19 protein-coding genes are annotated in these 21,768 nt (G+C 67.9%); 5 read left to right on the plus strand and 14 right to left on the minus strand.

Annotated elements, in window-relative coordinates:
* Positions 1 to 8: 8 nt before the first annotated feature.
* The 14 genes from bamB to surE all read right to left on the minus strand — a co-directional run bounded on the left by bamB (position 9) and on the right by surE (position 14,305).
* Positions 9 to 1,166: an outer membrane protein assembly factor BamB gene (bamB, locus tag ACF8O7_RS09840; protein WP_016447556.1), complete on the minus strand. Its 1,158-nt coding sequence runs from the start codon at positions 1,164 to 1,166 to the stop codon at positions 9 to 11.
* A 20-nt stretch (positions 1,167 to 1,186) separates the two neighbouring features.
* Positions 1,187 to 1,870, minus strand: a complete 684-nt coding sequence (locus ACF8O7_RS09845; RefSeq protein ID WP_016447557.1) for a tetratricopeptide repeat protein — start codon at positions 1,868 to 1,870, stop codon at positions 1,187 to 1,189.
* 70 nt (positions 1,871 to 1,940) lie between these two features.
* Positions 1,941 to 3,200: a histidine--tRNA ligase gene (gene hisS, locus ACF8O7_RS09850; RefSeq protein WP_227472469.1), complete on the minus strand. Its 1,260-nt coding sequence runs from the start codon at positions 3,198 to 3,200 to the stop codon at positions 1,941 to 1,943.
* Between the two features lie 184 nt (positions 3,201 to 3,384).
* Positions 3,385 to 4,668 (minus strand): flavodoxin-dependent (E)-4-hydroxy-3-methylbut-2-enyl-diphosphate synthase, encoded by a 1,284-nt coding sequence (ispG, locus tag ACF8O7_RS09855; RefSeq protein WP_026062068.1) that lies wholly within the window; start codon positions 4,666 to 4,668, stop codon positions 3,385 to 3,387.
* Between the two features lie 2 nt (positions 4,669 to 4,670).
* On the minus strand, positions 4,671 to 5,642 hold the full coding sequence (locus tag ACF8O7_RS09860) for a RodZ domain-containing protein (RefSeq protein WP_047472010.1): 972 nt from the start codon (positions 5,640 to 5,642) through the stop codon (positions 4,671 to 4,673).
* Complete coding sequence (gene pilW, locus ACF8O7_RS09865) at positions 5,635 to 6,495, minus strand: type IV pilus biogenesis/stability protein PilW (RefSeq protein WP_174538864.1); 861 nt, start codon at positions 6,493 to 6,495, stop codon at positions 5,635 to 5,637. The genes ACF8O7_RS09860 and pilW overlap by 8 nt, the downstream gene beginning before the upstream one ends.
* 28 nt (positions 6,496 to 6,523) lie before the next feature.
* Positions 6,524 to 7,648, minus strand: a complete 1,125-nt coding sequence (gene rlmN, locus ACF8O7_RS09870; RefSeq protein WP_392414699.1) for a 23S rRNA (adenine(2503)-C(2))-methyltransferase RlmN — start codon at positions 7,646 to 7,648, stop codon at positions 6,524 to 6,526.
* A gap of 92 nt (positions 7,649 to 7,740) precedes the next feature.
* Positions 7,741 to 8,166, minus strand: a complete 426-nt coding sequence (ndk, locus tag ACF8O7_RS09875) for a nucleoside-diphosphate kinase (protein ID WP_016447563.1) — start codon at positions 8,164 to 8,166, stop codon at positions 7,741 to 7,743.
* A 124-nt stretch (positions 8,167 to 8,290) separates the two neighbouring features.
* Positions 8,291 to 9,688: a pseudouridine synthase gene (locus ACF8O7_RS09880; protein WP_392414700.1), complete on the minus strand. Its 1,398-nt coding sequence runs from the start codon at positions 9,686 to 9,688 to the stop codon at positions 8,291 to 8,293.
* Positions 9,685 to 10,593 carry an SMC-Scp complex subunit ScpB gene (gene scpB, locus ACF8O7_RS09885; RefSeq protein ID WP_392443252.1) on the minus strand — a complete coding sequence of 303 codons (909 nt, stop codon included), beginning with the start codon at positions 10,591 to 10,593 and terminating at the stop codon, positions 9,685 to 9,687. The genes ACF8O7_RS09880 and scpB overlap by 4 nt, the downstream gene beginning before the upstream one ends.
* A 110-nt stretch (positions 10,594 to 10,703) precedes the next feature.
* Entirely contained in the window at positions 10,704 to 11,786 is a 1,083-nt protein-coding gene (locus ACF8O7_RS09890; protein WP_046238192.1) for an RluA family pseudouridine synthase, read from the minus strand.
* Positions 11,786 to 12,703 carry a peptidoglycan DD-metalloendopeptidase family protein gene (locus tag ACF8O7_RS09895; protein ID WP_046984217.1) on the minus strand — a complete coding sequence of 306 codons (918 nt, stop codon included), beginning with the start codon at positions 12,701 to 12,703 and terminating at the stop codon, positions 11,786 to 11,788. Before ACF8O7_RS09895 ends, ACF8O7_RS09890 begins: the two co-directional genes overlap by 1 nt.
* 13 nt (positions 12,704 to 12,716) lie before the next feature.
* Complete coding sequence (locus ACF8O7_RS09900) at positions 12,717 to 13,505, minus strand: protein-L-isoaspartate(D-aspartate) O-methyltransferase (RefSeq protein ID WP_016447568.1); 789 nt, start codon at positions 13,503 to 13,505, stop codon at positions 12,717 to 12,719.
* Positions 13,502 to 14,305 carry a 5'/3'-nucleotidase SurE gene (gene surE, locus ACF8O7_RS09905; protein ID WP_016447569.1) on the minus strand — a complete coding sequence of 268 codons (804 nt, stop codon included), beginning with the start codon at positions 14,303 to 14,305 and terminating at the stop codon, positions 13,502 to 13,504. Before surE ends, ACF8O7_RS09900 begins: the two co-directional genes overlap by 4 nt.
* A gap of 117 nt (positions 14,306 to 14,422) precedes the next feature.
* Here surE and ACF8O7_RS09910 point away from each other — a divergent pair, with 117 nt between their 5' ends.
* The 5 genes from ACF8O7_RS09910 (at position 14,423) to ACF8O7_RS09930 (ending at position 21,759) form a co-directional block, all read left to right on the plus strand.
* Positions 14,423 to 15,403 (plus strand): NADPH:quinone oxidoreductase family protein, encoded by a 981-nt coding sequence (locus ACF8O7_RS09910; protein WP_392414702.1) that lies wholly within the window; start codon positions 14,423 to 14,425, stop codon positions 15,401 to 15,403.
* 58 nt (positions 15,404 to 15,461) lie between these two features.
* Positions 15,462 to 17,060, plus strand: a complete 1,599-nt coding sequence (locus tag ACF8O7_RS09915) for a GGDEF domain-containing protein (RefSeq protein ID WP_043790780.1) — start codon at positions 15,462 to 15,464, stop codon at positions 17,058 to 17,060.
* A 60-nt stretch (positions 17,061 to 17,120) separates the two neighbouring features.
* A complete protein-coding gene (locus tag ACF8O7_RS09920) occupies positions 17,121 to 18,755 on the plus strand; it encodes an alkaline phosphatase D family protein (protein ID WP_392414703.1) in 1,635 nt (544 codons plus the stop codon).
* Between the two features lie 137 nt (positions 18,756 to 18,892).
* Positions 18,893 to 20,122 (plus strand): sodium/glutamate symporter, encoded by a 1,230-nt coding sequence (gene gltS, locus ACF8O7_RS09925; protein WP_392414704.1) that lies wholly within the window; start codon positions 18,893 to 18,895, stop codon positions 20,120 to 20,122.
* A gap of 23 nt (positions 20,123 to 20,145) precedes the next feature.
* Positions 20,146 to 21,759, plus strand: a complete 1,614-nt coding sequence (locus ACF8O7_RS09930; RefSeq protein ID WP_392414705.1) for a phospholipase D family protein — start codon at positions 20,146 to 20,148, stop codon at positions 21,757 to 21,759.
* The last annotated feature ends 9 nt before the right edge of the window (positions 21,760 to 21,768 follow it).

Here is a 21,768-nt window from a genome sequence, read left to right on the forward strand (position 1 = left end):
AATACCTATCAATCCGGCCGGAAGCCGTACACAGTTCCGCTGCGGCTTACCACCACCAGCGTATTGGCAGCCGATACCGGGGGCGAGGCCACACCGGAGTCGTCCGTCTTCAATCGTGCCAGCGCCTGTCCGTCCGTCTTGGACAGCAGGTGCACCACACCATAGTCATCACCAAACACCACCGAACGGCCCAGCATCAACGGCGCCGTCAGGCGGCGGTGCTGCAACTGGTCGATGGACCACACGCGCGAGCCGTCGCCGCGGCGCCAGGCCTGGACGGTGCCATTGCTTTCGGCGCCGAACACGGTCTCGCCATCGCCGTCGATGCCGTCGGCACCCTTGGACGGCTGGGTCCAGCGCACCGATGCATTTTGCGTATCCACACAGCCCACGGCAGCCTGGAAGGCGCGCGCGCAGACGCTGTCGCCGACACGGCTGACGCGGCCGACGAGGTCCACCAGGCGCTCCACGTCATTGGTGCCGCGCGGGCTGGCCAGCGGGGCCTCCCAGCGCACGGCACCTGTGTCGGGATCGATGCCCACCATGCGGCCCGACAGGCCGGCCACCAGGGTGTTGCCCACGGCGATCAGAACGCCGGGCTGGCGCAGCACCAGCGGTTCGCCAGGGCGCTGCGCGGTCCACAGCTTGCGGCCATTGGCGGCATCGAATGCGGCCAGCGAGCGGTCGGCCGCCAGCACGAAGACGCGGCCGCCCGCCACCAGCGGCGGCGTGTAGGCGGCTGCGGGCAGCGGCTGCTTCCACAGCTGCTTGCCTTGCGAGTAGACGATGACCTGGTTGCTGCGCGTGAGCACGGCCTGGCGCTGGGCGTCGCCACCCACGCCGGCAGTCAGCGGCTCGCCAACGGTGAAGCGCGACAGCTGGCTGCCATTGCGCGCATCGAGGGCCGTGACGCTGCCGTCCTTGGCCGCGATCAGCAGCGTGTCACCCTGCACATGGATGTCGGTGGCCAGCGGCACTTCGGCGCCCAGCTTGGCCGTCCAGGCCTGGTGCACTGCCAGCAGGCCGGGGTTGGCCCCCAGTTCCTTGGGCTTGGGCTTGGTGTCGCTGCTGAACCACGAGGAGACCGTGGAGCAGCCGCCCAGGGCACCGGCCAGCAGGCCCAGAGCCATCCAGCGCGCAACGCCACGCGGGCGCGAGATTGCCATCAGTTGATCTGCCGAAGTTTTCAAGGTTGCTTCTCCGAGGTCGAAGTCTTGGCCTGTGCCAGCACGGTGGGCGTGGCGCCCAGGGCGTTGAGCTTGAATTCGATCAGGCGTCCGTAGTCCACGCCCTTGTCCAGGAGCGCATGGGCGCGCTGGTAGGCATCGATGGCCTCGGCCGTCTTGCCCTGGGCCGCAAGAATGTCACCGCGGCGGTCGGCCACGATGCCGGCGAAGGATTCGGGCATGCTGCCATCCAGCGCCTTCAGGGCTTCGTCGTACTGCTTTTGCTGCTCCAGCACGGCGCTCAGGCGCAGCTTGGCCAGGGCCTTGTAGCCTTCGTCGCCCTTGTCGGCCACCCAGGTCAGGGCTGCCTTGGCATCATCGAGCCTGCCTTCGTCCACTGCGGCCTTGGCCAGCAGCAGGCCGGCCTGGGCTGCCTGCGTGGTGCCGGCGTACTTGTCCTTGAGATCGGCAAAGGCCTGGCCGGCGCGCGCCGCATCCTTGCCTGACAGCGCCACATCGACGGCATGCGCCAGAGCGGCAGCCTGGGTGGCCTGGCGCTTTTCCCAGTACTGGTAGCCATTCCAGCCGGCAAAGCCGACAAAGATGACCACGAGCACACCCGTGATCAACGTGCCCCAGGTATTCCAGAAATGCTTGAGCTGCTCTATCTGCTCTTGTTCTTCGAGATCGAAATGGTTTGCCATGAATCGCCTGTGTCGCCTTGTGTATGGAGGACGCCGCTGGAGCGGTGGCCTGGAAAGCTGCGGATGACGGTCAAACCGCCGATTGTAGGGTGGCAGCCCATTGGGCCGCATCGGCCAGGGCTTGCTGCACCTGCTGGCCCGTGCCGTCGCGCAGCGACTTGACGGTGACCAGGCCCTGCTGCAGCTCGTCGGAGCCGAAGATCAATGCGAAATGCGCGCCACTGGCGTCGGCCTTCTTGAACTGCGACTTCATGCTGCCCAGGCCTTCGGAGCTGGCCGCATGCATCTGCACGCGCACGCCGGCCTCGCGCAGTTGCTGCAGGGTGCGCAGGGCCACGGGCATGGCCGACACGTCGGGAACGATGGCGTAGGCATGCAGCGTGGGCGCGGGGATGTCGGCGCCCAGCTCCTTGACGAGCTCCAGCACGCGCTCCACGCCCAGCGCCCAGCCCACGGCCGGCGCGCTCTTGCCGCCCACCTGCTCGATCAGGTAGTCGTAGCGGCCGCCGGCGCAGATGGTGCCCTGCGCGCCCAGCATGTCGGTGATGAACTCGAACACCGTGAGGTTGTAGTAGTCCAGGCCGCGCACCAGGCGCGGATTCACGGTCCAGGGCACGCCATTGGCGTCCAGGATGGCCTTGAGTCCGTCGAAGTGGGCCAGCGAGCCCTCGCCCAGGAAGTCCAGCAGGCGCGGCGCCCCGTTGACCATGGCCTGCATGGCGGGATTCTTGGTGTCCAGCACGCGCAGCGGGTTGCTGTACATGCGGCGCCTGGCCTCCTCGTCCATCACGTCCTGGTGCTGCTCCAGGTAGGCGATCAGGGCCTGGCGGTGGGCCTGGCGCTCCTCGGGCTGGCCCAGGCTGTTGATTTCCAGGCGCCACTGCGTCAGGCCCAGCTGCTTCCACAGGGAGACGGCCAGCAAAATGAGCTCGGCATCGACATCGGGGCCGGCAAAGCCCAGGGCCTCGGCACCGATCTGGTGGAACTGGCGGTAGCGGCCGCGCTGCGGGCGCTCGTGGCGGAACATGGGCCCCATGTACCACATGCGCTTGCCGCCGTCGTACAGCAGGTTGTTTTCGATGGTGGCGCGCACCAGGCTCGCCGTGCCTTCTGGGCGCAGCGTCAGGCGCTCGCCATTGAGCTTGTCCTCGAAGGAGTACATCTCCTTTTCGACGATGTCCGTCACCTCGCCGATGCCGCGCACGAACAGTTGCGTGTGCTCGACGATGGGCGTGCGCACGTTGCGGTAGGCAAAGCGCGCCATCAGCTCGCGCACCTGCGCCTCCAGCCATTCCCAGCGAGCGGACTCGGCGGGAAGAATGTCGTTCATGCCTTTGACGGCGGAGAGTTTTTCGGGTTTGGCCACGTTGTTCTCGTTCGATGAATGCTCGGAAACAGGAGCGGACCCCGCCTTTTGCGCTCCATGCCCCCACGCGCATTCCGCGTGAGACCCCATGAAACAAAGCGTGGTGTGCTATCTATTTTGCAATAACTGCAATGCCTGGCGCAGCCGCTCAGGCGGGTGCGGCAGCGGTGGCGCCATAGGTGCGCGCCACATAGTCTTCGACCAGGGTCTGGAATTCCTCGGCAATGCGCTCGCCGCGCAACGTCAACGCCTTCTCGCCGTCAATGTAGACGGGGGCAGCGGGCGCCTCGCCCGTCCCGGGCAGGCTGATGCCGATATTGGCGTGCTTGCTCTCGCCAGGGCCGTTGACGATGCAGCCCATCACGGCCACCTTCATGGCCTCGACGCCGGGGTACTTCATGCGCCACAGCGGCATCTGGCCGCGCAGGTAGTCGTCGATGCGCTTGGCCAGCTCCTGGAAGGTGGTACTGGTGGTGCGGCCGCAGCCAGGGCAGGCCGTGACGCTGGGCACGAAAACGCGCAGGCCCAGGGCCTGCAGGATTTCGGAGGCAACCACCACTTCCTGCGTGCGCGCCTCGCCGGGCTGGGGCGTGAGCGAGACGCGGATGGTGTCGCCAATGCCTTCCTGCAGCAGCACGGACAGCGCGGCAGCCGAGGCCACCGTGCCCTTGGTGCCCATGCCGGCCTCGGTCAGGCCCAGGTGCAGCGCATAGTCGCAGCGCTGCGCAAGGGCCCGGTAGACCGAGATCAGGTCCTGCACGCCGCTGACCTTGCACGACAGGATGATGTTGTCGCCGTTCAGCCCCATGGACTCGGCCAGGCGCGCGGAATCGACAGCCGAGGAGATCAGCGCCTCGAACATGACCTGGCGCGTATCCCAGGGCTGGGCGCGGCGCGAGTTCTCGTCCATCAGGCGCGCCATCAGCTCCTGGTCCAGCGAACCCCAGTTGACACCGATGCGCACGGCCTTGTCGTAGCGGGCTGCCGCCTCGATCATCTGGCCGAACTGCCTGTCCTTTTTCTCGCCCTTGCCGACGTTGCCGGGGTTGATGCGGTACTTGGACAGCGCCTCGGCGCAGGCCGGGTATTCGGTGAGGAGGCGGTGGCCGTTGTAGTGGAAGTCGCCCACCAGCGGCACGTACTCGCCCATGCGGTCGAGCTGCTCGCGGATGTAGGGCACGGCAGCGGCTGCCTCGGGCGTGTTGACGGTGATGCGCACCATCTCCGAGCCGGCCTGGGCCAGCTGGCGCACCTGTATGGCCGTCTCGACCGCGTCCACCGTATCGGTGTTGGTCATGGACTGCACGCGCACAGGCGCATCGCCGCCCACGGTGACGACATTGTTGCGCCAGACCACGCGGGCCTGGCGGGACTTGCGCGGCAGCGGCGAGGCAATCGCTATCGGCTGCTGCGTGGATAGGAAATCTTGCACGGTCACTTCACCTCAAAGCGGGCCACGTTGTCACGGGTGGTCTTGGCCACTTCCAGCAGCTCACCACGGACGCGCACTTCGGTGCCGCTGGCATTGCCGACGATGACAGACAGCGGCAGCGCACCTTCGGCGCCAACCGACTCACCTGCAGCCAGCGTCTTTTGCAGCACCACGCGGCCGTTGGCATCCTTGACCTGCACCCACGATTGTGCGCTGGCCTTCATGACCAGCACGCCACCAGGCGTTTGCGCGGCCTGGGTTGCAGGAGTCGCCGCTGCGGCATCGGCGGGCACATCGCCAGGCACGCCAGCTGCGGGAGCCGCTGCTGCAGGCGCCTGGACGGCTGGCGTGGCTGCAGGCGCTGCAGGTGCTGCAGGCGCCGCCCCTTCGGAGGCTGGCGCCGTCACTGCGGGCGCCACAGGCTCCTGGGCAGCCACGGGCTCGGACACGGTTGCGGCCGGCGACACCAGGGCAGCGGCGTCGGAAGAGCCGGCCTGCGGCTCCTCGGCATCGCCTTCGTGCTTGGGCAGGAAGTACACGGCGGCGGCGGCCGCCAGCAGCAGCAGCACGATGATGGCGACCTTGCGCGAACCGTTTTCGCGGCCCAGCGGTGTTCCGGTGGCCTTGAAGGAGCGCTCCTTGAACGTGGCATTGATGCTGCCGCGATCATCGGCCAGGCTCTTGAGCTGGGTGCGCGGCAGCAGGGCCAGCACCGAGGCCGAGTCCACGCGCAGCGTGCGGCAGACGCTTTGTGCCAGGGCCCGCATGAAGACATGGTCCTGGAAGGCGGCATAGTCATCCGCCTCCAGGGCCTCCAGCTTGGGGGCCGGCACCTTGAGCGCCGCCGCCAGTCCGGCCAGCGACAGGCCTGCCGCCTCGCGCGCCTGGCGCAGCAGCGTGCCCGCCGTCATGGAAGTTTTGGCGTTCTCGCCTTGCGTACCTGCTTCGTCATGCACCGCCAACACCTCACTCATTGAATGCTCCACGCTCGTAGGCCAGCCATTGGCGGGACTCCGGGAAGCGCTGGTGCAGCTGGTCGGCCAGCTGCCGCATCGCTGCAGATTGCTGCAGCGCCCTCTCTATCTTGATGCCCAGCCACAGGCTTTCCGCGTTGGACTGGGGGCTGCTGTTGAGGCGGCGGATGTAGAACTGCGCCCTCTTGGCGTCGCCCCCCTGCAGCATCACATTGCTCAGGTGATAGGCTATCACCGGGTTGGCGGCGTCGAGTTCATAGCCCTTGAGCAGCGCCTGCTGGGCCTCGACCAGCAGACCGGCCTGCTGCAGGCACAGGCCCTTGGCCATCCATGTCTTGGGACGCTCCAGGTAGCCGGGCTGGGCCAGTGCCTTGTCCAGCCATTCCTGGGCCTGCACATACTGCTTGCGCTGGCACAGCAGCCATCCGTAGTTGTGCTGCAGGTCACCGTCCTGGGGGCGCAGCGACATGGCCTTGCGCAGGCTGGCATCGGCCTGGTCCCAGTCCTGGTTGCGCATGTAGATCAGGGCCAGCAGTCCATAGCCATCGGCGGAACCGGGGTCGGAGGCCAGCGCCTGGTTTACCTCTTCCAGGGCCACATCGATGCGGCCGGCCTGGAAGTAGGAAGCCGCCAGCTCCAGGCGAATGGCCGCGCGGCGACGGGGATCGACCTCGGCGGCCGAGGCCATCGAGGCATTGGAGACGGACGAAGCATTGCCGGAGCCTGAATTCGCCGAAGGCACCAAAGGTTGCTTGCCGGCGCAGCCGGCCAAGGCAAGGACCAGCACCGGCACTGCCCAGCGCATGCATCCACCGATACCCCCCGATCGCAGCCGCCGAGCCACTGACTTCATGAACTGTCCCTTTGTTCCGTAGGTCCTCTCAAGGCATCTGCTTGAGAACAATGGTGCGCTGCTTTGCCATGCGCTCGGCAGCGCGCGTGCGGTCCTTGACATCGCCAGCCAGCTGTCCGCAGGCTGCGTCGATGTCGTCGCCACGTGTCTTGCGCACCGTGGTCACAATGCCGGCATTGCTCAGCAGGCTGGCGAACTCCGTCACCCGCGCTGCAGGTGAACGCAGCAGGCCCGAGGCCGGGAAGGGGTTGAACGGAATCAGGTTGAACTTGCACCAGCTGCGGCCGTCGCCACGTGCGCGGACCAACTCTATCAGTTGGCGCGCATGCTCGGGCTGATCATTGACGCCATCGAGCATGCAATATTCGAACGTGATGAAATCGCGCGGCGCGAACTCCAGGTAGCGCTCGCAGGCATCGAGCAGCTCGTGGATGGGGTACTTGCGGTTCAGCGGCACCAGCGGGTCGCGCAGCTCGTCGTTGGGCGCATGCAGCGACACGGCCATGGCCACGGCGCAGTCCTGCGACAGCCTGTCGATCATCGGGACCACGCCCGAGGTGGACACGGTCACGCGGCGGCGCGAGAGGCCGTAGCCATGGTCATCCAGCATCACGCGCAGCGCCGGCACCAGGGCCGTGTAGTTCTGCAGCGGCTCGCCCATGCCCATCATCACCACGTTGGAGATGACGCGCTCGCTGCCCGTGCCCAGGCGCTTGCGCAGCGCATGCTCGGCATACCAGAGCTGGGCCAGGATCTCGCCCGTGCTGAGGTTGCGGCTGAAGCCCTGGTGACCCGTGGAGCAGAAGCGGCAGCCCACGGCACAGCCGGCCTGGGACGACACGCACAGCGTGCCCCGGTCATCTTCGGGAATGAAAACGGATTCGACGGCATTGCCGCCCCCCACGTCGAACAGCCACTTGACCGTTCCATCGGCAGACACATGCTCGGTCAGAACCGGCAGGGCCGTGATGTGGGCACGCGCCTTGAGCTTTTCGCGCAGGGACTTGGCCAGATCGCTCATCTGGTCGAAATCGCTGGCGCCTCGCTGGTGGATCCAGCGGAACAGCTGCGTTGCGCGGAAACGCTTCTCGCCGAGCTGTTCGCAATAAGCGGCCAGTCCGTCGAGATCAAAATCTAGCAAATTGGTATTCATGTCGGCAGGCCGGTGCCACGCCGCTCTCGGCTCTTCCGCGGCAGGCATGGCCTGCACCGGACAGACCATGACGGCCGCGGAAGACGCGGGGATCAGCGCGAGTAGACGTTCATGCCGGGGAAGAAGAATGCCACTTCCACGGCTGCAGTTTCAGCGGCGTCAGAGCCGTGCACGGCGTTGGCGTCGATGCTGTCGGCGAAGTCGGCGCGGATCGTGCCCTTCTCAGCCTTCTTGGGGTCGGTGGCGCCCATCAGTTCACGGTTCTTCAGGATGGCGTTCTCGCCTTCCAGGGCCTGGATCATCACGGGGCCGGAGATCATGAAGTCCACCAGGTCCTTGAAGAAGGGACGCTCCTTGTGGACGCCGTAGAACTGCTCGGCTTCGCCGCGCGACAGGTGCACCATCTTGGCGGCGATGACCTTCAGGCCGGCGGCCTCGAAGCGAGCGTAGATCTGGCCGATCACGTTCTTGGCAACGGCGTCGGGCTTGATGATGGAAAGAGTGCGTTCGATGGCCATTTGAATGGTTCCTAATCAGGGTTACTATGGATTTTTGTCAATTGGACAAAACCGTTGATTCTAGCTGTGCCATCAAAGTCCTTGATGACATGGTGCTGCCAAAGGGGAGGCTGACCGCCGTATTTCAGCGGCGCCCTCCCGGCTTGCGCTTGGCGTTCTGGCGTGCACGCGACAGGCTGTCGGAGCCGATGTAGCCCACCGATGTACGCATCGGATCGGGCTGCTGGCTGCCACCTGTCTTGCCCCGCCCGCCTGCACCGCCCTGCCCTCTGCCCTGGCCGCCGTCCGCCTTGCCACCCTTGGCAGCGGGCTTGGCACGCGGGCCGTCCAGCATGGCATTGGGTGCCGGGCGATTGCCGTCGAAATAGCGGCCGCCGCCTTCGCGGCGGACGGTGTTGCGGTCGGCCGGGCCACCACGGCGGCCTCCGGCCGCGGGCTTGGGTGCAGCAGGCGCACGCGCCTGCATGCCTGCCGCGGAGGCCAGGGACTGGATGTCGGCCTGGTCCAGCTCCACCCAGGCGCCGCGCTTGAGGCCGCGCGGAAGCACCATGGCGCCATAGCGGATGCGGATCAGCCGGCTCACGGCATGGCCCACCGCCTCGAACATGCGGCGCACTTCGCGGTTGCGGCCTTCGGAAATGGTCACGCGGTACCAGCAGTTGGCGCCTTCGCCGCCGCCATCCTCGATGGAGCCGAAGGCGGCCACGCCGTCTTCCAGCTGCACGCCATCGGTCAGGCGCTGCTTTTCTTCCTTGCTGAGCGCGCCCAGCACGCGGGCCGCGTACTCGCGCTCCAGGCCGAAGCGCGGGTGCATCAGGGAGTTGGCCAGCTCGCCCGAGCTGGTGAACAGCAGCAGGCCTTCGGTGTTCAGGTCCAGGCGGCCAACGGACTGCCATTTGCCATGCTGCAGGCGCGGCAGCTTGCGGAACACCGTGGGGCGGTTCTGGGGGTCGTCGTGCGTGACGACTTCGCCCACGGGCTTGTGATAGGCGATGACACGCGCCGGCGGCGGATCGATGCGAAAGCGGATGGGCTGGCCGTTGACCTTGATCTGGTCGCCGAACTGGATGCGCTGGCCCACGTGGGCAGGCTCGTTGTTGACCGAGATGCGGCCTTCAAGAATGAGCTGCTCCATTTCAAGGCGCGATCCCAGCCCGGCCTGGGCCAGCACCTTGTGCAGCTTGGGCGAATCGACCTGGGGCAGCAGCACGCGCTTGGCAGGCGCGGCATCGTCGCGCTCTTCGGCGGCGTCGAGCTCGCCCGAGATGACGTCCGCAAAACCGTAGCCTTCGGCAGACCCTGAGTCGCTTGACTCTGATGCATCAGCCGTCACCAGCTCCTGCTCGGTGTCTTCGGCAGGCACCGCCTCGGCGGCCGGACGCGGCTTGCGCGCAGGCCTGGCGCCAGGCCGGGACTCGGCCTTGGGAGCGCGCGAGCGCGCGGGGCGGGCCTTGCGCTGTGCGCCAGCCTCGTCGGACGCCGGCTGGGCGTCCTGGTCCTTGGAGATATCACTACCCGTCATGGCTTTCCTTCTTCGGCCTGCAGTGCAGCGCCGTCCGTATCCGTTGTGTCTGTCGTATCCGCGGTGTCCGCTTTTTCCGCTGTGTCTGCGGTCTGCGCAGCTTCTGCGGCACTCGCGGCATCTGTCCCATCCGGTGTCTCAGCCTCGCCCGAGGGCGCCTCTGGCAAGAGAGCGGCAAGGGCGTCGTCCTCACCGTCCTCGACCAGCTCCGTCTCATCGGCCTGCAACGGCACCTGATCCAGCAATTCCTCGCCCACGTCCTGCGCGCCGATGACTGGCGGCACTTCGTCGGGACCCCAGCCTTCGGTCGGCGGGGCGTCACCGGCTGGCGCACTCTCTTGCACCTCAGGCTCGCCCGACTCCTCCAGCGCCTTGAACAGGCTTTGCTGGGATTCAGGCTCCTCAAGCATGGGCAACTGGTCCAGCGACTGCAGGCCCAGGTCGTCCAGAAACTGGCGCGTGGTGGCAAACAAAGAGGGCCGGCCCACGGTTTCCCGGTGGCCAATCACCTCGATCCAGCCCCGGTCTTCCAGTTGCTTGATCAGCAGGCTGTTGACCGTCACACCGCGTATGTCCTCGATATCACCGCGCGTCACCGGCTGACGGTAGGCGATGATGGCCAGCGTCTCCAGGGTCGCACGGGTGTAGCGTGGCGGCTTTTCAGGATGCAGCCGGTCCAGGTACACCCGCATCTCGGGCCGGCTCTGGAAGCGCCACCCGGACGCCACCTGTACCAGCTCCACGCCCTTTTGCGCCCAGTCCTTCTGCAGGTCCAGCAGCAGGTCCTTCAGCGTGTCGGAGCCCAGCACGTCATCGAACAGCGAGCGCAGCTCACGCAGCGTGACAGGCTGCGGCGCGCAGATCAATGCAGTTTCCAGGACCCGCTTGGCATCTACCGTATTCATGGCTCAGCGTCTCGGGAACAAAGGCGCGCGTGCCACCAGGGGTGGCAGCCAGGGTGCGCCGAATCAAAGAAGAGGAAGCAAGCGCTCCACAGATGCCATGCGAGAGATGGTCAGAGGCTTTCGGCGGGATTGTAGCTCAGCCCCCAATTTTCCAGCGCCTGCGCCATGTCGGCGGGCAGCGGCGCATGCAGCACCAGGGCCTGGCCCGTCATGGGATGGGTGAAGGCCAGCCGGAAGGCGTGCAGGGCCTGGCGCGTCATGCCGCCAGCGTCCTTGCCGCCGTAGACGGCATCGGCCACCAGCGGATGACCCAGAGAGGCCATGTGCACGCGGATCTGGTGGGTGCGGCCCGTATGCAGCGTGCAGCGCACCAGGCTGACTTCTTCGTTGCCGGCCAGCAGGTCGATGTCGGTGCGCGCGGTCTTGCCCGCATGCTGGGCCAGGTCGACCACGGCCATGCGCAGGCGGTTGCGCGGATCGCGGCCGATGGGCGCATCGACCTCGCGGTGCTTGCGCGGGCCCCAGGCCTTGTGGGCCAGCGCCAGGTACTGCCGGCTGACATCGCGTGCGGCGATCATGGCCACCAGCGCATCCATGGCGGCGCGGCTGCGCGCCACGACCATGAGGCCGCTGGTGTCCTTGTCCAGGCGATGGACGATGCCGGCGCGCGGCACCTCGCGCGCCTTGGGGTCGCGCCCCAGCAGGCCGTTGAGCAGGGTTCCCGTCCAGTTGCCGGGCGCCGGGTGCACGACCAGGCCAGCCGGCTTGTTGACGACTAGCAGGTGCTCGTCCTCATGCACCACGTCCAGCGCCATGTCCTCGGGCTGGAAGGCCATGCTCTGCTGCGTGGGCCGCATCTCCAGCACCATGCGGTCGCCGGCCGCGACCTTGGCGGAAGGCTTGCCCAGCACACGCCCGTTGAGGGTGACCGCGCCCTGCGCAAGCAGCTGCTGCAGATAGCTGCGCGAGAACTCGGCCACGCATTCGGCCAGCACCTTGTCGGCGCGCAGGCCGTGCTGGGCGGGCGGCACGGTGATTTCGCGCAGCTCGGCGGCGGCGGCCTCGACCTCGCCACCTTCGGCGTCGGCCTCGTCCTGGTCCTCGACCGATTCCGGCAGCGGTTCGCCGGGCGCAGAAGAAACAAGCCCCTGCGGGGCAGGGGCTTGTCCGGTTTGCCTGGTGCTGCGGCTCATCAGCGCGAAGGCAGGTAGCGCGAAGGATCGACAGGCTTGCCCTGGCGACGCACCTCGAAGTGCAGCTTCACGCGGTCGGCGTCGGTGCTGCCCATCTCGGCGATCTTCTGGCCCTTGCGCACGGTCTGGTCCTCCTTGACCAACAGCGTCTGGTTGTGCGCGTAGGCCGTGAGGTAGGTGTTGTTGTGCTTGAGGATGATCAGGTTGCCATAGCCACGCAGGCCGGCGCCGGCATAGACCACGCGGCCATCGGCAGCGGCCATCACGGGGTCGCCGGCCTTGCCTGCGATGTCATAGCCCTTGTTGCGCGCCTCGTCGAAGCCGGCAATCAGGCTGCCCGAGGCAGGCCAGATGAAGTCCACATCGTCGGCGCCCTTGCCGGCTGCGGGTGCAGGAGCCGGTGCCGGGGTCGGCGCGGGTGCAGGCGTTGCGGTGGAGCTGCCAGACGATGCCGAGGATGCCACGGGCGGCAGCGGCGTTGCCACCACCGGCGAGCCGCTGGGCGTGGAAGAGGAGGACGAGGACGAGGACGACGACGAAGAACGTGTGCTGCCGCTGTCCGAACTTGCCATGGACGAGCTGGTCGGCGGCACGACGCGAACCACCTGACCGACTTCGATCAGGTTGGGGTTCTCCAGATTGTTCCAGCGCGCGATGTCCTTCCAGCTCTGGCCGGTCTCCAGGCCGATGCGGATCAGCGTGTCACCAGGCTTGATGGTGTAGTAGCCGGGCTTGCCGGCGTTCTCGACGCCGGGCAGCGGCTTGACGGCCGCCGATGGCGAGGAAGAGGTGGAAGTGGAGGTGGATGTTCCGCGGTCCTCCACGGGAGCCCTGTTCACTTGGGATGTGCAGCCTGCCAGAACCATGCCGGCCAGCACCACCGTTCCCCAAGCCCCAAGACTTCGCGATACCAACATAAGTTATTCCCTTCTAGGCGATGCCCGATTTTAGGGGGACAAAGTTCACGGCCTCCAAAATCGATTGCGTAAACCCGTGTGAACTCTTGTCAATCACCAGCAGTGCCTGCTTACCCCCCGTAACCACCATGGGCGCGACAAGCCGCCCGCCCACGGCCAGCTGGTCGCACCAGGCCGAGGGCATGCTCTCGCCGCCGGCGGCCGAGATGATGCCCGCGTACGGAGCGCCGCTGCCATAGCCTTCCATGCCGTCTCCAAAGATCAGATGGACATTGGTCAGGCGCCAGGGCCGCAGGTTGCTGCGCGCTTTCTCGTGCAGGCCGCGCAGGCGCTCGATCGAATAGACCTCGCGTGCCACGCGCGCCAGCACGGCCGCCTGGTAGCCGCAGCCGGTGCCGATCTCCAGCACGCGGCCCAGGCCCGACTTCGCGGCCTCCGAACCCAGCAGCAGCTCGGTCATGCGGGCGACCACGCTGGGCTTGGAGATCGTCTGGCCCAGACCGATGGGCAGGCTGGTGTCCTCATAGGCCTGGTTGACCAGGGCGCTGTCCACGAAGCGGTGGCGCTCCACCGCTCCCATGGCAGCGAGCACGGCCGGCGACTGGATGCCGGTGGCGGCCAGTCGCTGCACCATGCGCGCGCGCACGGCGGCCGAATCCATGCCGATGCCCGAGGGCTGTTGCGGGGCACGGGCGGCGGCGGTGGCCAGCGCGGAGCGCGCGGGCACTGCGCGCGAGGCCGGCGCAGGGTTCTGCACCGAGCGCGCCACCCACGAGGGAACTCCGGGACGGCGCTCGCTCACGGTTGCACCGCCCCGCCCTGGGCAGGCAGCACGGCCTGACTGGCCGATGCCAGCCTGGCCGCCGTCTGCGCCCAGTAGCCCAGGTTGTCATGGTCGGTCAGGTCCACCTTCAGCGGCGTGACAGACATGTGGCCGTGGGACGTGGCGTGGAAGTCCGTGCCCTCCGAGTCATCCATGGCCGCGCCTGCGCTGCCTATCCAATACATCATTTCGCCGCGCGGGCTCTCCTGGGTGATGACGCGCTCGGCCGCATGGCGGCGGCCCAGCCGGCACAGCTTGAGCGGCTTGAGCGCGGACAGCGGCATGTTGGGAATGTTCACGTTGAGCAGCCAGGGCGACAGGCCGATCAGTTCCTGCGACTGCATGTCCATGACCAGCTGGCGCGCGGCGGCGGCGGCAGCCTCGATCTCGGACCAGCCCTTGTCCACCTGGGAGAAGGCAATGGCGGGAATGCCGAAAAGAAAGCCCTCCATGGCCGCGCCGACGGTGCCCGAGTAGATGGTGTCGTCGCCCATGTTGGCGCCGTTGTTGATGCCGGAGACCACCAGGTCGGGCCGGTAGCCCAGCAGGCCGGTCAGGGCGATGTGCACGCAGTCTGCCGGCGTGCCGTTGACATAGCGGAAACCGTTGTGGGCCTGGTGCACGTACAGCGGTGCATTCAGCGTCAGGGCGTTGGACTTGGCACTGTTGTTGTGCTCCGGCGCCACCACCTCGACGTCTGCCACCGTGCGCAGCGCCTCGTACAAGGCCTGGATGCCGGGCGCCTGGTAGCCGTCGTCGTTACAAATGAGAATCTTCATGGATACAGCAGGGATTGCGGGCGATTGTAGGCGGGCGTCTCGTCGCCCGAGGGACAGGAGGCATTCCCGCCACACTCCTATCATCGGCCAGGCATTCAATCACAGGAGACAACCACCATGCACGCTTGGCTTTGCACAACGCCCACGGGCGTCGATCAACTGCAGTGGACGCAGCTGCCCGCACCCGCGCCGGGCCCTGGACAGGTACTGCTCGAAGTGAAGGCGGCCAGCCTGAACTTCCCCGATCTGCTGATCGTGCAGAACAAGTACCAGATGAAGCCTGAGCTGCCGTTCGTGCCGGGTTCGGAATACGCGGGCGTGGTCCAGGCCGTGGGCGAAGGCGTGAGCCACCTCAGCGTGGGCCAGCGCGTGGCCTGCCTGTCGGGCACCGGGGGCTTTGGCACCCATACGCTGGCACCGGCCGCGCTGTGCATGCCGCTGCCCGATGGATTCAGTTTCGTCGATGCAGCGGCCTTCATCATGACCTATGCCACCTCGCACCATGCGCTGATCGACCGTGGCCAGCTGCGCGAGGGCGAGACCGTGCTGGTGCTGGGCGCGGCAGGCGGCGTGGGCACGGCCGCCATCCAGATCGCCAAGGCGGCAGGCGCACGCGTGATCGCGGCAGCCTCCACCGACGAAAAGTGCGCGCTGTGCAAGGCACAGGGCGCCGATGCCACCATCAACTACAGCCAGGGCGACCTGCGCGCGGCCATCAAGGAGGCCACCGACGGCAAGGGCCCCGACGTGGTCTACGACCCCGTGGGCGGCGACTTCGCCGAGCCTGCCTTCCGCTCCATCGCCTGGCGCGGCCGCTATCTGATCGTGGGCTTTGCCGCTGGCCCCATCCCGGCCCTGCCGCTGAACCTGCCGCTGCTCAAGGGCGCATCGCTGGTGGGCGTCTTCTGGGGCGAGTTCTCCCGGCGCGAGCCCAAGGCCAACGCGGCCATGATGCAGGAGCTGGCCCAGTGGTACGGCCAGGGAAAGATCAAGCCCGTGATCGACCGCACCATGCCCATGGCCGAGCTGCACGCGGCCTACGCACGCATGGGATCGCGCCAGGTCCAGGGCAAGCTGGTCATGGTCAACGAGCAGTGAACCAGGCGCCGGCCATGCCACACTGGAGGGCATTGCATTCTGAAACAACTGCCCACCCATGGCCGAGCGCTCCGCTTCCGAACTGGCACGCGAAACACTGCGGCAACTGGCGCTGAACCGCCTGCCGCCCACCCCGGAAAACTACACCCGCCTCTATGAGCAGGCAGCCGGCGAACCCGGCCCCGCCAGCTTTCCCCAGGGGCCGCTGCGCCACGTCCATGCGCTTTTGCCTGCGCAGACGCCCGGACAGAAGCGCCTGCGCGACCAGTTGGGCGCCGCCATAGAGCGCAGCGACTGGCAGGGCCTGCAGCAGGTCATCACCGCCTATGCCAACGCGGCCCTGCAGCCGCCAACCCATGAGGCCAGGCCCGTGGAATTGCCCGTGCCGCCGCCCCTGCAGGCTTTGCCCGAGGATCTGACGCAGCAGCTGGCGCGGCGCTTCGAGGCCTTCTTTGCGCTGCTGAACACCCAGGAAGCCAAGACCCGGCAACTGCATCAGCAGCTCATGGAACAGCTGCAGGCACCGCCCGTGGACGCCAAGGCCCTGGCGCGGCGCCTGCATGACCAGCACTACCAGCTGTCGTTCTCCATTGCCGACCAGCTCCAGGTCCTGCAGCTGGTGCAGGAGCTGCTGCAGACCCTGATCCAGCATCTGGCCCAGGACCCCACGCACGGCAGCTGGCTGGTGCCGCAGCTCACGGCCATCGAGCAGGCCATCACGCCGCCGCTGTCACCCGCGCCCCTGGTGGATGCGCGGCGCGAGCTGCAGACCGTGATCCACCGGCGCATGCAGCTGCAGGACGGCATGGCCGCCGCGCAGCAGGCGCTCAAGGACATGCTGGGCGGCTTCGTCCAGCATCTGGCAAAGATCACGAGCAGCAACGAAACACTGGGCGCCCGCATGGAGGAAGCCGCGCGCCAGCTGGACGGCATCCAGCGCCTGGAGGATGCCGCCCCGCTGCTGCAACAGGTGCTGGAGGCCACCCGCACCATGGCCGCCGGCAGCCGCGTGGCCCAGGAAGAGCTGCAATCGCTGCGCAGCCATGTCGATGCCTGCGAGGCGCGCATAGAGGCCCTGCAGCAGGAACTGGACGAGGCCGCGCGCCGTGCACGCCACGATCCGCTGACCGGCCAGCTCAACCGCCTGGGTGTGAGCGAGGCGCTGGACCGCGAGGTGGCGCGCGCCCAGCGCCATGGCCAGCCGCTGAGCGTTGCCCTGCTCGACATGGACGGCATGCAGGCCCTCAATGCCGAGCTGGGGCATGCCATGGGCGATGCCGCCCTCATCCATGTGGCCCAGCTGGCACGCCAGGGACTGCGTCCCGAGGACGTGGTGGGCCGATACGAGGGCCAGGCCTTCGTGCTGCTGCTGCCCCAGACACCGGAGACTGCGGGCGCCCAGGCGCTGCAGCGCCTGCTGCAGTTGCTGGAGCAGACGCCTTTGCCAGCCTCTTCGCAGACGCCAGGCCAGCCGGCCCCCCGGCCATTGAGCTTCAGTGCGGGCGTGGCCCAGCTGCAAAGCCACGAAAACGGCATGGACGTGCTGCGCCGCGCGGATACCGCCATGCTGCAGGCCAAGGAGCGCGGCAAGCACAGCATTGCCACGGCATCAGGCGCACAATGGCAGCCAGTTGGAAATGCAGGCGCCGGCCTTTGATCCACCGAGGCCACGCTCCGTATCTCCCCGCTTTCTTGCGCCACCTGCCCCCGAACCGCCATGCCCCTGCCCTTCAGCGCCCCCGTCCCTGCACCGCGGCGCCAGTTTCTGGTCGCAGCGGGCCTGGCCACGGTGCTGGGCCAGCTGCCCGCATGGGCTCGCCTGGGCGAGCGGCCTGCGCACAACCCCTTCACGCTGGGCGTGGCCAGCGGCGACCCCGAACCCGACAACGTGCTGCTGTGGACGCGGCTCACGCCGCCGCTTGCACAGCTGGGCGAGACCGACACCACGGCCATGCCTGCGCTCAAGATCCGCTGGGAGCTGGCGCACGACCCGCTGTTCCGCCAGATCGTGCGCAGCGGCGAGGCCATGGCCCAGCCCGAATGGGGCCACGGCGTGCATGTGCAGGTGGGAGGGCTGGCGCCTGACCGCTGGTACCACTACCGCTTCATGCTGGGCCAGGCCGTGAGCAGCACGGGCCGCTGCCGCACGGCGCCCGCGCCCGGCAGCATGCCCCAGCGGCTGCGCCTGGCCTATGCCTCCTGCCAGCGCTGGGAGCACGGCTACTACGCGGCCTGGCGCCAGGTGGTGCAGGACGCGCCGGACCTGGTGCTCTTCCTGGGCGACTACATCTACGAGTACGCCACGCCCGCCATGACGCTGGGCCTGGCCCGCACCCACAACCTGCGGGCCGCGCAAAGCCTGCAGGATTACCGGGACCGCTACGCCCTGCACAAGAGCGACCCGCTGCTGCAGGCAGCGCACGCCATGTGCAACTGGTCCGTGGGCTGGGACGACCATGAGGTGGAGAACAACTACGCCGGCGACCAGGGCCAGGGCGATGCCGGGCGCTTCCTGGCCCGGCGCATGGCTGCCTGGCAGGCCTTCTACGAGAACATGCCGCTGCGCGCCAGCGCGCTGACCGGCGCGGGCGCCCAGCATGGCGGCGGCGGGCTGCAGCTGTACCGCAGCCTGCAGTGGGGCCGGCTGGCCCGGCTGCATTTTCTGGACGGCCGCCAGTACCGCAGCGCCCAGGCCTGCCGCGCCGAGGGAGCGGCAGACAAGGGCAGCGTGCGCCCTGCGCAATGCGCAGCCCTGTCGGATACGGCGCGCAGCTTCCTGGGCTGGACGCAGGAGCAGTGGCTGTACCGCCAGCTGGCCGAAGATGCCCGCCAGCACGCAAGCGAGGGACCGCGCTGGAGCATCCTGGCTCAGCCCACCCTGGTGTCCACGCACCGGCCGCCCTCGGGATCGCAGGCCACGGACAGCTGGGACGGCTACCCGGCCGCGCGCCAGCGCCTGGTGCGCCACCTCACGCCGGGCGCCCAGCCCACGCCGCGCAACAGCGTGCTGCTGGGCGGCGACCTGCACCAGAACTATGTCTGTGCCGTGCACGCAGACCCCGAGGCCGCGCCCGAGCGGCGCAATCCCGTCGTGGCCAGCGAGTTCTGCAGCACCTCCATCACCTCGCGCAGCGGCACCACCCAGGCCAAGGTCGATGCCATCGTCGACCACAACCCGCAGGTGCTGTACGCACGCTGCGAGGAACGCGGCTACGGGCTGGCCGACATCACGCCCGAGCGCTGGACCAGCGAGCTGCGCGCCGTGGCCAACCCGATGCGAGCCGACAGCCGCATCTACACGCTGGCCCGCTTCACCGTCGAGGACAGGCGGCCCGGCCCCGTAGCCAGCTGACAGGGCACTGACGCAGGGCACGACCAAAGGGCACTTTCAGCAGGCCTGGCAATCAGTGGCTATCCTGACATCGCCCCCCGGCATGCCGCCTATCGTATGGTGCGCTGCCTTGCCCCGCCCACCGGAACACGGAAGCCATGCACCTGACTTTCAGCGCCTACTACACCCTGATCTTCGCCGCCCTCGTCCTTTTGCTGGGCAAATGGCTGGTACGGCACCTGCGCCTGCTGCGCGAATTCAACATCCCCGAGCCCGTGGCCGGCGGCCTGGTCGTGGCCGTCGCCCTGTTCGTGCTCAACCAGACCCTGGGCTGCACCTTCAGCTTCAGCAGCGAGCTGCAGATGGCCTTCATGCTGGTGTTTTTCTCGTCCATCGGGCTGAGCGCCAATTTCGCCAAGCTGCGCGAAGGCGGCCGTTCGCTGCTGCTGTTCCTGGCCGTGGTCGCCGTCTTCATCAGCCTGCAGGATCTGGTCGGCGTGAGCCTGGCCAAGATGCTCGGGCTCGATCCGCTGTTCGGGCTGATCGCAGGCTCCGTCACCCTGACGGGCGGCCATGGCACGGCAGGTGCCTGGGGCCAGGTTTTCGAGCGCGAATACGGCATCCAGGGCGCGGTCACCCTGGGCATTGCCTGTGCCACCTTCGGACTGGTGATCGGCGGCCTGATCGGCGGCCCGCTGGCCAAGGCCCTGATCACGCGCCGTAGGCTTGCCGTGCATGACCCCGCAGCCGCCCCCGAAAAACAGCCCCCGCTGGGCGAAAGCGCAAGCCACGGCGGCTTCGAGAACCCCGAGCAGACGCGCCTGATCACCACCAGCGCGGCCATAGAAACACTGGCCCTGTTCGCGGGCTGCCTGGGTTTTGCCGAGTTCATGACGCAATTCACCGCCGGCACCCTGTTCTCCCTGCCCACCTTCGTCTGGGCGCTGGCCGGTGGCGTCCTGATCCGCAACACGCTGGACTATGTCTTTCACTTCCAGGTATTCGACCGGGCCATCGACGTCTTCGGCAATGCCTCGCTGTCCATCTACCTGGCCATGGCCCTGCTGTCGCTCAAGCTGTGGGAGCTGGCGGGGCTGGCGGCACCGCTGATGGCGATCCTGGCGGCCCAGACGCTGGTCATGGGCCTGTATGCCGCGCTGGTGACCTTCCGCATCATGGGCAGCAACTACGATGCAGCCGTGCTGGCCGCCGGCCACTGCGGTTTCGGCATGGGTGCCACGCCCACGGCCGTGGCCAATATGCAGGCCATCACCAACCAGTACGGCCCATCGCACAAGGCCTTTCTCATCGTCCCTATGGTGGGCGCCTTCTTCGTCGACATCGTCAATGCCACCGTGATCCAGCTGTTCATACGCTGGCTGCACTGACCACCACGAACACCGAACGCACCATGCCCCTGCTGCGCCGTGCCCTTGCCGCCACCCAGGCGCTCGTCCTGACCCTGCTGCTGGCAGGCTGCAGCCTGCCGCCCCTGGCCGGCCGCAGCGAATCCACGGCACTGCCGCCCGAGGCCGCCCAGGCCATGCTGCTAGGCCAGGCGCTGGCACCGCTGCTGGACCAGCATCCGGGGCTCACCGCAATCCACGCGCTGTCCGACGCACGCAATGCCTACGCCGCGCGCGCCCTGCTGGCCCGCGTGGCACAGCGCACGCTGGATGTGCAGTACTACATCTGGCGCGGCGACACCACGGGCCACCTGCTGCTCGACGAACTGCGCCGCGCCGCCGACCGGGGCGTGCGCGTTCGCCTGCTGCTGGACGACGGCGGCACGGCAGGACTGGACACCCAGCTCGGCGCCCTGGACCAGCATCCGCAGATCGAGGTGCGGCTGTTCAACCCCTTTGCCCAGCGCACGCCCAAGGCGCTGGGCTATGTCACGGATTTCTCGCGCACCCAGCGGCGCATGCACAACAAGAGCTTCACGGCCGACAGCCAGGCCAGCATCGTGGGCGGACGCAACATAGGCGACGAGTACTTCGCGGCCACCGACGGTGTGCTGTTCGCCGACCTGGACGTGGTGGCCATGGGGCCGGTGGTGGCCGACATTTCACATGCTTTCGACCAGTACTGGGCCAGCGCGTCGGCCTATCCCGCTGCCAGCCTGCTGCCGCCGCTGCCCGACTATGCGGTGGCGCGCGCCTACGAGGCCCTGGCCACCGAAGTGCAGCGCCCCGAAGCCCAGGCCTATGTGCACGCCGTGGCGCAAAGCCCGTTCACGCGCGAGCTGCTGGCCGGCCGCCTGCCACTGCAATGGGCCCGCGCCACCCTGGTCAGCGACGACCCGGCCAAGGTGCTGGGCCAGGTGCCCAAGGAGGGCCTGCTGATCACCCAGCTGACCCCGGCCATCGGCCAGCCGCAGCGCCAGCTGGACCTGGTCTCACCCTACTTCGTGCCCACCGAGGCCGGCGTGCGCGCCCTGGCCGGCCTGCGCCGCCAGGGCATTGCCGTGCGCGTGCTCACCAACAGCCTGGAGGCGACCGACGTGGCCGTGGTCCATGCCGGCTATGCCCGCTACCGGCGCCCGCTGATCGAGGAAGGCGTGCAGCTGTACGAGCTGCGCCGGCAGATCGGCAGGCAGGACGACGAACCCAGCCCGGGCCCGCGTTCGCCCGCAGCGGCATCGGCAGGGAAAGCGGGGGTGGGCTCAGGCAGCCGCCCCGGCAGCTCGGGCTCCAGCCTGCATGCCAAAACCTTTGCGGTCGATGGCGAGCGCATCTTCGTGGGCTCGTTCAACTTCGACCCGCGCTCGGCCCACCTCAACACCGAGATGGGCCTGCTGATCGACAGCCCCGAGATGGCTTCGCAGATGAGCCGCATGCTCGACCAGAGCCTGCCGTCCACCGCCTACCACGTGCAGATCGATGCACAGGGCCGCCTGAGCTGGACCACGGAAAGCGGCACGCCGCCTGCGCCGCTCACCACCACCACCGAGCCCGGCAGCAGTGCATTCAAGCGCCTGATGCTGCGCGTGCTGGGCTGGCTGCCCATCGAGGGGCTGCTTTGATGCCGGGCC

It is taken from the genome of Delftia sp. WSY_16, from assembly GCF_043104415.1.
GTDB classification, from domain to species: domain Bacteria; phylum Pseudomonadota; class Gammaproteobacteria; order Burkholderiales; family Burkholderiaceae_C; genus Comamonas; species Comamonas tsuruhatensis.